The 11,759-nt window shown below is 72.9% G+C and carries 14 protein-coding genes; 8 read left to right on the forward strand and 6 right to left on the reverse strand.

The window, feature by feature from the left end:
• Positions 1–405 precede the first annotated feature (405 nt).
• Positions 406–1,197 (forward strand): PDZ domain-containing protein, encoded by a 792-nt coding sequence (locus OHN19_RS26625; RefSeq protein WP_330266606.1) that lies wholly within the window; start codon positions 406–408, stop codon positions 1,195–1,197.
• A gap of 82 nt (positions 1,198–1,279) precedes the next feature.
• Here OHN19_RS26625 and OHN19_RS26630 read toward each other — a convergent pair whose 3' ends face one another.
• From OHN19_RS26630 to OHN19_RS26640, 3 genes are all read right to left on the reverse strand, one after another.
• Positions 1,280–1,507 carry a hypothetical protein gene (locus OHN19_RS26630; protein ID WP_330266607.1) on the reverse strand — a complete coding sequence of 76 codons (228 nt, stop codon included), beginning with the start codon at positions 1,505–1,507 and terminating at the stop codon, positions 1,280–1,282.
• An 11-nt stretch (positions 1,508–1,518) separates the two neighbouring features.
• Complete coding sequence (locus OHN19_RS26635; protein WP_330266608.1) at positions 1,519–2,094, reverse strand: helix-turn-helix domain-containing protein; 576 nt, start codon at positions 2,092–2,094, stop codon at positions 1,519–1,521.
• A 96-nt stretch (positions 2,095–2,190) separates the two neighbouring features.
• Positions 2,191–2,670, reverse strand: coding sequence for an Lrp/AsnC family transcriptional regulator (locus tag OHN19_RS26640; RefSeq protein ID WP_330266609.1), 480 nt, complete (start codon positions 2,668–2,670; stop codon positions 2,191–2,193).
• Positions 2,671–2,796: 126 nt separating this feature from the next.
• On the opposite strand from OHN19_RS26640, the gene hppD reads away from it, so the two are divergent.
• From hppD to nthA, 4 genes are read left to right on the forward strand one after another with little or no spacing between them, the layout of a single operon-like run.
• A complete protein-coding gene (gene hppD, locus OHN19_RS26645; protein WP_330266610.1) occupies positions 2,797–3,942 on the forward strand; it encodes a 4-hydroxyphenylpyruvate dioxygenase in 1,146 nt (381 codons plus the stop codon).
• A gap of 9 nt (positions 3,943–3,951) precedes the next feature.
• Entirely contained in the window at positions 3,952–4,233 is a 282-nt protein-coding gene (locus OHN19_RS26650) for a hypothetical protein (protein WP_330266611.1), read from the forward strand.
• Positions 4,226–4,546: an SH3-like domain-containing protein gene (locus OHN19_RS26655; RefSeq protein ID WP_330266612.1), complete on the forward strand. Its 321-nt coding sequence runs from the start codon at positions 4,226–4,228 to the stop codon at positions 4,544–4,546. Before OHN19_RS26650 ends, OHN19_RS26655 begins: the two co-directional genes overlap by 8 nt.
• Positions 4,533–5,123, forward strand: coding sequence for a nitrile hydratase subunit alpha (nthA, locus tag OHN19_RS26660; protein ID WP_330266613.1), 591 nt, complete (start codon positions 4,533–4,535; stop codon positions 5,121–5,123). Before OHN19_RS26655 ends, nthA begins: the two co-directional genes overlap by 14 nt.
• On the opposite strand, the gene OHN19_RS26665 is transcribed toward nthA, so the two are convergent.
• The gene (locus tag OHN19_RS26665; protein ID WP_330266614.1) at positions 5,101–6,591 is read right to left on the reverse strand and encodes a tetratricopeptide repeat protein; all 1,491 of its coding nucleotides are present in this window, start codon (positions 6,589–6,591) and stop codon (positions 5,101–5,103) included. The two genes, nthA and OHN19_RS26665, sit on opposite strands and share 23 nt — an antisense overlap.
• Positions 6,592–6,683: 92 nt before the next feature.
• Here OHN19_RS26665 and OHN19_RS26670 point away from each other — a divergent pair, with 92 nt between their 5' ends.
• Positions 6,684–8,090 carry an FAD-binding oxidoreductase gene (locus OHN19_RS26670; RefSeq protein ID WP_330266615.1) on the forward strand — a complete coding sequence of 469 codons (1,407 nt, stop codon included), beginning with the start codon at positions 6,684–6,686 and terminating at the stop codon, positions 8,088–8,090.
• Positions 8,091–8,106: 16 nt separating this feature from the next.
• On the opposite strand, the gene OHN19_RS26675 is transcribed toward OHN19_RS26670, so the two are convergent.
• On the reverse strand, positions 8,107–8,583 hold the full coding sequence (locus OHN19_RS26675) for an SsgA family sporulation/cell division regulator (RefSeq protein ID WP_330266616.1): 477 nt from the start codon (positions 8,581–8,583) through the stop codon (positions 8,107–8,109).
• A gap of 238 nt (positions 8,584–8,821) precedes the next feature.
• Here OHN19_RS26675 and OHN19_RS26680 point away from each other — a divergent pair, with 238 nt between their 5' ends.
• Both OHN19_RS26680 and OHN19_RS26685 read left to right on the forward strand, forming a co-directional pair.
• On the forward strand, positions 8,822–10,591 hold the full coding sequence (locus tag OHN19_RS26680; RefSeq protein ID WP_330266617.1) for an RDD family protein: 1,770 nt from the start codon (positions 8,822–8,824) through the stop codon (positions 10,589–10,591).
• Positions 10,592–10,680: 89 nt separating this feature from the next.
• The gene (locus tag OHN19_RS26685; RefSeq protein WP_330266618.1) at positions 10,681–11,316 is read left to right on the forward strand and encodes an RDD family protein; all 636 of its coding nucleotides are present in this window, start codon (positions 10,681–10,683) and stop codon (positions 11,314–11,316) included.
• Positions 11,317–11,342: 26 nt separating this feature from the next.
• Here the strand turns inward: OHN19_RS26685 and OHN19_RS26690 are convergent, their stop codons facing one another.
• Complete coding sequence (locus OHN19_RS26690) at positions 11,343–11,603, reverse strand: hypothetical protein (protein ID WP_330266619.1); 261 nt, start codon at positions 11,601–11,603, stop codon at positions 11,343–11,345.
• Between the last annotated feature and the right edge of the window lie 156 nt (positions 11,604–11,759).

Genomic DNA, 11,759 nt, shown 5'->3' on the forward strand with positions numbered 1-11,759 from the left:
GCGGCCTGCCGGCCGGCGGCACGGGCGGTGCGCAAGGGCTGACGGGCTGGTGGGCGAGATGTGCGCGGGGTCTGACCGGCTGGGGGCGTGGGGCTGGGGGCGGGGGTCGGTGGGCTGATGGCGCGGGATGCCCGTTGGGGCCGGCCGGGTCGCGGGGCGGGGTGCGCGCCGGGGCGGGACGGGGCGCGGGGCGGGGTGCGGTCGTGGGGCGGGGTGAAGCCGGGGCGGGACGGGTCGTGGACGGGGTGCACGCCGGGCCCGACCCGGTCGCGGGGGCGGGATGTGGGCAGGGGGCGACCGGCTGGTGGGGTCGGATGCGTGCCCGGGACGGTCGGCTTGTGGGCGGGTGGTGTGCGGGGCTGACCGGCTCGTGGCCGGAAGTGAGCGCCGCGTTAGATTGATCCCGTGCTCTCTCGCCTCACGCGCCCCCAGGCCGTCGCCGTCTGTGCCCTGCCCGTCGTGGCGCTGATCGCCACGGCCCTCTTCGCGCCGCTGCCGTTCGCGCTGGCGCAGCCCGGCATGACGGCGAACGTCCTCGGCGACAACCAGGGCACCCCGGTGATCACGATCTCCGGCGCGCCGGTGCGGGCGACGAGCGGCCAGCTGCGGATGACGACCATCGAGGCGACCGGCCCGGACACGCACGTCTCGCTCGGGGACGTCTTCGACAGCTGGTTCCGCAAGGACCGTGCCGTCATGCCCCATGACGCCGTCTACCCGAGCGGGCAGAGCGACAAGGAGATCGAGCAGCACAACACCGAGCAGATGCGGGAGTCCCAGGACGCGGCGACCGAGGCGGCGCTGACCTACCTGAAACTGAGCGACAAGAAGGTCAAGGTCACGCTGCGGCTCGCGGACGTCGGCGGGCCGAGCGCGGGGCTGCTGTTCACCCTGGGGATCATCGACAAGCTCGACGGCGACGGGGCCGGGGGGGACCTGACCGGGGGCCGGACCGTCGCCGGGACGGGCACGATCGACGCGGACGGGACGGTCGGCGCGGTGGGCGGCGTGGCGCTGAAGACGCAGGCCGCGAAGCGGGACGGGGCGACGGTGTTCCTGGTCCCGAAGGCGGAGTGCGCCGACGCGAAGGGGGAACTGCCGAAGGGGCTGCGGCTGGTCCCGGTGACCTCGCTGAAGGGCGCGGTGAGCGCGCTGACGGCCCTGGAGAGCGGCAAGGGGTCCGTCCCCGCCTGCTGAGGCCGGCGACTTCGCTGATCGCCGCCGCGTACATCCCGGCCAGACCCTTGTGGTGACGTTCCCAGACCCTTGTGGTGACGTTCTAGTGCGCCAGGACCGGCCTCGGTGCGGCGAGCCGGAGTCCGACCTCCACGAGGGTCCAGCCGAGGCGGGTCCGGATGGCGTACGGCCGCCTGGCCCGGGCCGCGAGCCGGTAGGCGTCGGCCTCGGCGCGGAGGTCGGCGGCGCGGGTGTGGTGCCGGGCGAGGTGGTCCTGGGCGAAGTGGGGCTGAGTGAAGTGGTCCTGGGCGAAGTGGGTCTCGGGGTGCATGGCGGGGCCCTTCAGTCCGTCGCGGACGGGAACAGGTGCGTGTGGACGCGTACTTGCTCCGAGCCGGGCTCCCCGTCGGGGATCCGACCGCGGTAGTCGTTGATCAGGGTGTGCATCTTTCCGATGAGTTCGGCGGCCAGCTCTGGGGTGAGCTGGAGCGTCATGTCGCTCATGTCGGAGCTCTGGGCCCACTCGGCCGCCCAGCGGTCCCGGGTGCTGAGCCAGCCGGACAGCTCGCGGGCGTGCGTGGCCGCGACCTCGTGCAGATAGATCTCGGCCATTCCGCGCACTTCCGGTCCGGCGCCCTCGAACTCGCTGGTGTCGAAGGTCAGGCCCTGGTCCACGGCCTTCCACCACCGCTCGCGCCCCTTCCCGTGCTCCGGGGCGTCCGCGATGAAGCCGTGCTCGGCGAGCTGGCGCAGGTGGTAGCTGGTCGCGCCGCTGGACTCGCCCAGGCGTTCGGCGAGCATCGACGCGGTGGCGGGACCGCGACGGCGCAGCGCGTTGAGGAGTTCCATCCGCAGGGGATGGGCCAGCCCGCGCAGTGCACGGGCGTCGAGTTTCCGAGTGGTGGGCTCTTCCGGCATGCGTACAAAGATAGCTATGCAAAGGGTCCTTTGCAACGGGTTCTTTGTAACTGGGCCCGACTGCTTCACGAACCCCTGCTCGACCGCGGATCGCCGTCAGGGCCGCGCCGAGTCCTCCGCCGCCTGCTCCACCAGCGGGATGATCCGTAGCGGAACGGGGTTCTCCATGACGATCGCGGTGGAGGCCCGGACGATCCCCTCGAAACCGACGACCCGGTCGATCACCCGCTGGAGATCGGCGTTGGAGCGGGCCACCAGCCGGCACAGCATGTCCCCGCTGCCGGTGGTGGTGTGCAGCTCCAGCACCTCCGGCACGGTCGCCAGGTGCGCCCGGACGTCGGCCCCCTGCCCCTGCCGGATCTGGAGCGTCGCGAACGCGGTCACCGGGTAGCCGAGCGCCGCCGGATCGACCTGCGGACCGAATCCCCGGATGACCCCGTTCGACTGGAGCCGGTCCAGCCGTGCCTGCGCGGTCCCCCGGGCCACCCCCAGTCGCCGGGACATCTCCAGGACCCCGATCCGCGGTTCCCGCGCGAGCAGCACGATGATCCGCCCGTCCAGTTCGTCGATCCCCACAAGGGCCTCCCGCTCCGATGGTCATCCTGTACAGAAGGGCCGCCGACACGGCCGTACGACTGAACATATTGTCCAGCGATGACGCGAACTATTGCGCACCTTGCAGAGCGGGGCCAGGCTTCCCGCATGACGCAGACCACACACCACACTCCCGACACCGCCCGGCAGGCCGATCCCTTCCCGGTCAAGGGAATGGACGCGGTCGTCTTCGCCGTCGGCAACGCCAAGCAGGCGGCGCACTACTACTCGACCGCCTTCGGCATGCGGCTCGTGGCGTACTCCGGACCGGAGAACGGCAGCCGCGAGACCGCGAGCTACGTGCTGGAGAACGGCTCCGCCCGGTTCGTGTTCACCTCGGTCATCAAGCCCGCCACCCCCTGGGGCCACTTCCTCGCCCAGCACGTGGCCGAGCACGGCGACGGCGTCATCGACCTCGCCATCGAGGTCCCGGACGCCCGCGCCGCGTACGCCTACGCGCTCGAGCACGGCGCGAGGAGCGTCGCCGAGCCGTACGAGCTGAAGGACGAGCACGGCACGGTCGTCCTCGCCGCGATCGCGACCTACGGCGAGACCCGCCACACCCTGGTCGAGCGCACCGGCTACGACGGCCCCTACCTCCCCGGGTTCGCCGCGGCCGCCCCGATCGTCCAGCCGCCCGCCCACCGCACCTTCCAGGCGATCGACCACTGCGTCGGCAACGTCGAGCTCGGCCGGATGAACGAGTGGGTCGGCTTCTACAACAAGGTCATGGGCTTCACGAACATGAAGGAGTTCGTGGGTGACGACATCGCCACCGAGTACAGCGCGCTGATGTCGAAGGTCGTGGCCGACGGCACCCTCAAGGTGAAGTTCCCGATCAACGAGCCCGCCATCGCCAAGAAGAAGTCCCAGATCGACGAGTACCTGGAGTTCTACGGCGGCGCCGGTGTCCAGCACATCGCGCTGAACACCAACGACATCGTGCAGACCGTACGGACCATGCGCGCGGCCGGGGTCCAGTTCCTCGACACCCCCGACTCCTACTACGACACCCTCGGCGAGTGGGTCGGCGACACCCGCGTCCCCGTCGACACGCTCCGCGAGCTGAAGATCCTCGCCGACCGCGACGAGGACGGCTACCTGCTCCAGATCTTCACCAAGCCGGTCCAGGACAAGCCGACCGTGTTCTTCGAACTCATCGAACGGCACGGCTCGATGGGCTTCGGGAAGGGCAACTTCAAGGCGCTGTTCGAGGCCATCGAGCGGGAGCAGGAGAAGCGGGGCAACCTCTAGGCTGGCCGCATGGCCAGGATCAACGACGTGGGCGGCACGCAGGGGTTCGGCGCGATCGACACCACCGACGACACCGAGCCCTTCCACGCGGACTGGGAGGCCCGGGTTGTCGGGCTCTACAACACCCTGCGCGCGCAAGGGATCTTCAACACCAACGAGTTCCGGGACGCGATCGAGTCGATGCCGCCGGCCGAGTACCTGGCGGCCTCGTACTACGAGCGCTGGTTCACCGCGATCTGCGCGCTGCTGGAGCGCAAGGGCGTGCTCGCGCCGGGTGAGCTCGATGACTGACGCGTCCCCCGACGGCTTCCCGCCCGGCACGGACCGCTTCCCGCCCGGCACCCGGGTCCGCACCTACCGCCACGACCCGCCGCACCACACCCGCCTGCCGCGGTACGCGCGCGGCAAGCGGGGCGTGGTCGTGGAGCCCGAGGGCCCCGACGAACTGGCCGACGTCAGCGCGCAGGGACGCGGGGACGCACCCGTGGAGCAGATCTACGCGGTCCGCTTCGAGGCCCGCGACCTGTGGGGCGAGGGCGACCACCACGTCGTACTGGACCTGTGGGAGAGCTATCTGGAGGAGGACCCCGATGACGAGCGGTGACCACCACACCGACGCCACGATCGCCCGGCGGGTACGGCGCCTGGAGACCCTCCTGGAGGAGAAGGGGCTGATCACCGGCGAGCGGTTGGACGAGGCGATCGACGCGTTCCTCGCGGAGTCCTCCTCCCCGGCCAACGGCGCCCGGGTGGTGGCCCGGGCCTGGACCGACGACGCCTACCGGGCCCGGCTGCTCGCCGACGGCACCGCCGCGGTCCGTGAACTCGGGTACATGGAGGGCTCGTTCCAGCGCCTGCGGGTGGTCGAGAACACCGCGTCCCGCCACAACGTCGTCGTCTGCACCCTCTGCTCCTGCTACCCGCTGCGCCTGCTCGGCCCGTCCCCCAGCTGGTACAAGTCGGAGGCCTACCGCTCCCGGGTGGTGCGCGAACCCCGGGAGGTCCTGCGGGAGTTCGGCCTGGAGCTGCCCGCCGGCACGGAGATCACGGTGTGGGACTCCAGTGCCGAGACCCGCTACCTGGTCCTGCCCCACAGACCCGAGGGCTCGGAGGGGCTGGGCGAGGAGGAACTGGCGGCGCTGGTCACGCGGAACGCCCTCATCGGTACGGCCGCGGTGTGACCCCTCGCGCGTCCGCCCCCTGCGCGTCCAGCACCGGCAGGTCCGCGTCCGGCACGTCCCCCAGGGCCGCCAGCGCCTGTGTCGCCGACCGCGCCCCCAGGGGCGAGAACCAGGGGTTGATCCGCAGGGCCTCCTGGAGGTGCCGACGGGCGGGCGAGCTCTGCTCCAACTCCCGCTCGATCATGCCCAGGTGATACAGGTACGGCGCGCTGCGCACCGCGCCGCCGTGCACCCTGTCCGTCGCGATCCGCGCGTACCGCAGGGCCTCCTCGTCCTGGCCCGCCCGGTGCAACGCCCAGCCCAGCGCGTCCGCCACCTCGATGCCCGGCTGCCGCAGCCACTCGGCCCGCAACCGCCGTACCGCTGAAGCCGGTTCACCGTGGTCCGCCTCGAACCGCCCCAGCACCAGGTCCTCGTCGGCCCCGCCGCCCGCCGCCCGCTCGACCGCCGCCCGCAGGAGGTCGTACTGCTCCCGGGCCTCCTGCTCCCGTCCCAGGGACTCGTACAACTCGCCCAGCTCCAGGGCGTACTGCGGCAGCGGCTGCTGCGCGAGGGCCGTCCGGTACGCGGTCACGGCCTCGGCGGGGCGGCCCAGCGCCGACAGCGCCCGGCCCTGCCCGGCCCGCGCGGCCTGCTGGTCGGGGTCGACGCGGACCGCCTCCCGGAAGTGCCGCAGCGCCTCCTCGCGGTCGCCGCGCTCGAAGGCCAGCTGCCCGCCCCGCTCCAGGTACGCGGCCCGCTCGGCCGGTGTCCGGGCCGCGGCCGCCGCGTCGGACAGGGCGGCCGCCGCGTCCTCGCGCCGGCCCCGGTCCCGGTACACGGCCGCCGCCCGGGCCCGCACCGCCGGTCCCGACCGCAGCTCCAGCAGCCGCTCCAGCGTCCTGCCGGCCGCCTTGTAGTCACCGAGACCCGTGTACGCGTCGATCAGCGCCGGATACGCCGTCCACCGCCCCGACTCCAGTTGCCGGGCCGCCTCGCCCCAGGCCAGGGCCGTCCGGAAGTCCCGGCGGGCGTTCGCGAGGACGGCCAGACCAGTGAGGGCCTCCGCGTTCCGGCGCACCTTCAGCGAGGTCCGCAGCGCGTCCTCGGCTCTCGGGTACAGCGCCGTGTCGGCCGTCCGGCTCCCCTGTTCGGCGTACGCCGCCCCGAGCACCGCCCACGACCCGGCGTCCCGCGGATGCCGCCGCAGCAGCCTCTCCCGCTCGCCGATCAGCACCGCCAGGTCGGGCAGCGCGGCCGGCACCCCGCCGGTGACCGCCGTCAGCGCCTGGGCGCCGGGCGCCGGAGCGGGAGCGTGGGACGCCGGGCGCCCCGAGGGCGGCAGCAGCATCAGCGTCGTACCGAGCACCGCGCAGCCGGCGACCGCGGCGATCAGCAGGCGCCCCCGCAGCCGGGTCCGTCGCGCCTCCTCCCGCGTCTCCTCCTGGCGGTTCTCCGTGGCCGGGTTCTCGATGGCGCTGTTCTCCATGGCGCTCACTGTGCGGCAGTACGACGACCGCCCCCCGGCATGCGCCGGCTGCCGCAGACGGGGTTCACACCGATGGCCCCCGGTGCGACGCTGTGATCATGAGCCGTATCGAAGCGCCCCGTGACGAGGTCACCGGCAACCTGGTGGACCGTCTGCTGAGCGGTCTGCCCGCCGAGGCCGTCCTGGTCGACCCGGACGTCACGGTCTCCTACGCCAACGACATGGCGAGCTTCTGCCCCGCCGGCACCCCGGCCGTCGTCGTGCTGCCGCGCACCGTCGAGCAGGTTCAGCACGTCATGCGGATCGCCACCGAACTGCGCGTCCCGGTCGTCCCGCAGGGTGCCCGCACGGGCCTGTCGGGCGGCGCCAACGCCTCCGACGGCTGCATCGTGCTGTCCCTGACGAAGATGGACCGGATCCTGGAGATCAACCCGGTCGACCGCATCGCCGTCGTCGAACCGGGTGTCGTCAACGCGACCCTCTCCCGCGCGGTCAACGAACTCGGCCTCTACTACCCGCCGGACCCCTCCAGCTGGGAGATGTGCACGATCGGCGGCAACATCGGCACCGCCTCCGGCGGACTGTGCTGCGTGAAGTACGGGGTGACGGCGGAGTACGTCCTCGGCCTGGACGTCGTCCTCGCCGACGGACGGCTCATGTCCACGGGCCGCCGAACCGCGAAGGGCGTCGCCGGATACGACATGACCCGCCTCTTCGTCGGCTCCGAGGGCTCGCTCGGCATCGTCGTACAGGCGACCCTGGCGCTGAAGCCGCAGCCGCCCGAGCAGCTGGTGCTGGCCGCGGAGTTCGCCTCCGGCGCCGCCGCCTGCGACGCGGTGTGCCGGATCATGGCGGGCGGGCACGTCCCGTCCCTCCTCGAACTGATGGACCGTACGACGGTCAAGGCCGTCAACGACCTCGCGCACATGGGACTCCCGGAGACCACGGAAGCCCTGCTGCTGGCCGCCTTCGACACCACCGACCCGGCGGCCGACCTCGCCGCCGTGGGCGCGCTGTGCGAGGCGGCGGGCGCCACCCAGGTCGTCCCGGCCGACGACTTCGCCGAGTCCGAACTCCTGCTCCAGGCCCGCAGGCTGTCCCTCACCGCGCTGGAGGCGGTCAAGGGCACCACGATGATCGACGACGTGTGCGTGCCCCGCTCCCGGCTCGGCGAGATGCTCGAAGGGACCGAGCGGATCGCCGAGAAGTACCAGCTCACCATCGGTGTCGTCGCCCACGCGGGGGACGGCAACACCCACCCCACGGTCTGCTTCGACGCCGCCGACCCCGACGAGTCCCGGCGCGCCCGCGAGTCCTTCGACGAGATCATGGCCCTCGGCCTGGAGCTCGGCGGCACGATCACCGGGGAGCACGGGGTGGGCGTACTGAAGAAGGAGTGGCTCGCCCGCGAGATCGGACCGGTGGGCGTGGAGATGCAGCGGGCGGTGAAGGGTGTCTTCGACCCGCTGGGGATCCTGAACCCGGGCAAGCTGTTCTGAGGTCTCGCGGTACCGCTCACTCCACGTCCTCGGACTCGTCGCTCGGCCACGGGTCGCACAGCCAGAGGTCGTCGGCCGGGGTGGGGGCCAGCAGCTCGGCGAGGCCGTCGTCGATGCCGAGCTGCTCCGCCTCGGAGCCCGGCGGGACCGCCCTCAGCGTGCGCTCCAGCCAGGCCGAGACCTGCGCTGCCGGGGCCTCCAGGAGGGCGTCGCCGTCGGGCGAGCTCAGCGCCATCAGCACCAGGCCGCGCCCGGCGGCCTTCGTCGGCCACACCCGCACGTCCCCGTGCCCGCACGGGCGGAACACCCCCTCCACGAGGAGCTCGCGGGCGAAGGTCCAGTGCACGGGGTGGTCCGAGCCGACGTGGAAGGTGACGTGGACGGCGAAGGGGTCGTCGCTGCGGTAGCTCAGCCGGGCCGGGACCGGGATGCTGCGCTCGGGCGACAGGATGAGTTTGAGCTCCAGTTCGCGCTCTACCACGGTGTGGTGCATGTCGTACGTTCCTCTCTCGGCTCCGACGCGGGTCCTGCGGTGGGCCCGTACGAGGGAGAGGGGGCGGGGGCCGGGATCATTACGCGGGTTCGGCGAACTTTTTCGTTCCGGTAGCACGGCAGGTCTCAGGTCGTGCGCAAAAGGGGTGGGTCCGGTGGGACTGGCGGTGGGTTCTGCGCCGGTCTGATAGATGTGGACCCCCCTCTATTGACCCCCGAGCAGATACGGGACGACGGACATGAGCGCCCCAACCCCGGCACCCGGTGACGACAGGCCCCGCGAGGGCTACTACCCGGACCCGTCCATTCCTGGATATGTCCGTTACTGGAACGGCGCTTCGTGGGTGCCGGGCACCAGCCGTCCCGCTCCGGCGGACGGCGAACCGCTCGCACCTCCGTCGGGCTCCGGCCCGGCGCCTTCGGGCCCGGTTCCCGCCCCGGTCGAGGAGACCGGCCCGCACTTCTTCGACGAGGACCCGGCGGGGGCACCCGGCCATGCCGACGCCGGGCACGGCAACCGCCCCGAACCCGCCTCCGTGTGGGCCGCCGACCGGAACCACCAGGCGGGCTTCGGCGGCGACCAGGACCGCCGCGTCTCCTGGGGGTCCCCGCAGGGAGCCGCACCGGCTCAGCAGGGGGCTCAGCACGGAGCTCAGCAGGGTGCCGGGCACGGCGGGGCTCAGCAGGCCGCACCGCAGGGCGGGGCGCACGCCGGGGCGCAGGGTGCCCGGCAGGGCGTACCGCCGCAGGGTGGTCCGCAGGGGGCCGACCCGAGGGTGGCCGGGGCGGGCCGGCCCGGTGCCGGGTCCTCGCCGGCTCAGCCCGACGGTCACGCCGCGCGGACCGACGGCACCGCGACCATCCCGCCCGCCGAGCCCGACGAGGACGGCGGCACGCGGGTCTTCCGCAGGCCCACGGCGGCAGCCCCCGGCACCGACGACGGCACCATGAAGTTCCGCGCGCTCTCCCCGCGCACGGCACAGCAGGGCGAGGGTCCCGGGGCGCAGAACGGAAGCACGCCCGGACCGGCGTACTCCGGCCCCACCGCACAGGGCGGCCCCCACGGCGCCCCCGCCCCCGCCCACCCCGACGCCCCCGGCTTCGGCGCCGGCAAGGCCGCCGCCGAGCGGGCCGCGGCCGCCGGCGCGGCAGGCACGCAGGGCCCCGCGTCCGCCCCCACGGCCCTCTCCGGCCCGCAGACGGCCTCTCCGGGCGTGCCCCATCAAGGACAGCCGCAGGGGGCCGCACAGCAGGGCCCCGGGCAGCAGGCAGCCGTACAGCAGGGCCCCGGCCAGCAGGGAGCCGCGCAGTCGGGCCTCCCGCAGCCGTCCGCCGGTGCCCAGCCCCCCGCGACGCCGATGGCCGCCGCCCCCGTCGCCGCCACTCCCATGAGCGCCGGTTCCGGTGGCGGCCAGCCCTCCTGGGCCCAGCAGGTGCACCGGCTCGCCGGGCCCGACGAGGAGCAGCCCGCGCCCTGGAAGCCGCCGGTGGAGGACATCTTCCAGGCGGCCGCCCGGCGGCAGGCCGCCGCACGCCCCGCGGGCCTGGGCAAGCGTGTGGCCGCCCGTCTCCTCGACACCCTCGTCGTCGGCGCGGTGACCGCCGTGGCCGCCGTTCCCCTCGGCACCAAGGCCGCCGACCACATCAGCGACAAGGTGGACGCGGCCAAGCTCTCCGGCGAGACCGTGACGGTCTGGCTGCTGGACGGCACCACGTCGGTCTACCTCGCGATCGTGGTCGCCGTGCTCCTGGTCGCCGGCACCCTCTACGAGGCGCTGCCCACCGCCAAGTGGGGCCGCACCCTCGGCAAGAAGCTGCTGGGACTTGAGGTGCGGGACATCGAGGCCCACGAGCCCCCGTCCTTCGGTGCGGCCCTGCGCCGCTGGCTCGTCTACAGCGTGCCGGGACTGCTCGGCATCGGTCTCGTGGGTGTCGCGTGGTGCCTGTTCGACCGGCCGTGGCGCCAGTGCTGGCACGACAAGGCGGCGCATACGTTCGTGGCCGGCTGAGCGGGTACCGCGAACGGCGTACCGGATTCGGTACTCCGGACGGCCGCTCGCCGGATGCGGAGCCGGGGCGTTCGCGGTCCACTCGGGCCATGAGCAGTGAACCGCCTCCCGGCTCCGGCCAGCAGCCGCCGGATGACGACCCGTTCAGGAAGCAGCCCCCGCCTGCCGAGGGCTCGGGATCGCCGTACAGCGCCCCGCCGCCCCCGTCGTCGCACGGCGGAAGTCCTTACGGCAGCGGTGACCCGTACGGCGGCGGCCCCGCCGACCCGCTGGCCGGCATGCCCCCACTGGCCCCCAGCGGCCGGCGCACGCTCGCGCGGATCATCGACATGATCCTGGTGGGTGTCGTCGTCTGGCTGATCACCTGGGGCTTCGGGGTGAGCGAGTACGACGTCGACAGCGACAACATGCAGTACGGCAAGTCGCTCGCCCAGTCGGCGCTCGCGGCGGTGCTCTACATCGCCTACGACACCGTCCTGATCACCCGGTCCGGGCAGACGCTCGGCAAGAAGTGGCTGGGGATGCGGGTGGCGAACCTCGACAACGGCTCCACGCCCTCCGTGCAGAGCACGCTGACCCGCTCGGCGGTCCTGTGGATCCCGTTCGCGTTCTGCTGCGCCTGCATCTGGACGGCCATCTCGGGCGGCTGGAGCTACTTCGACAAGCCCTACAAGCAGGGCCTGCACGACAAGGCGGCGAAGACGGTGGTGGTCAGTACCGGCTGACCGACCGTCGGCGCCGCCCGGTGACGTCAGGCGGCGGTCTTGGAGCCCGTGGCCACGGCCGGCACGGGCTCTTCCGCTGTCCGCTGGGCGGGCTTGCGCAGGGCCACCACGCGGGGCTTGGGCTGCGGAACGGTCAGGGCGACCAGGAGGCCGAGCGCGAGCGCCGAGACGGCGATGACCGCGGTCCCCACGGTCGAACTCGTCTGTGACAGCAGCAGCATGGCGAGCGTCGAGAAGATGACGGTGATCGAACCGTAGGCGAGCTGTGCGGCGGTCGGACGAGGCATGGCAATCGGTCCTCGGAATTGGGGATCCACGGGGGGTGTCGGCCTGGCATTCCGCCGACATCCGGGCGTTCCGCCAATCGACTCTAATCGCCTGTGTGCCCGAGTGGAACGAACGGTAAGCGTGACCTAACCAACAGTGCCGGAGCACAGGGGGCG

The organism is Streptomyces griseorubiginosus (assembly GCF_036345115.1).
GTDB classification, from domain to species: Bacteria; Actinomycetota; Actinomycetes; order Streptomycetales; family Streptomycetaceae; genus Streptomyces; species Streptomyces griseorubiginosus_C.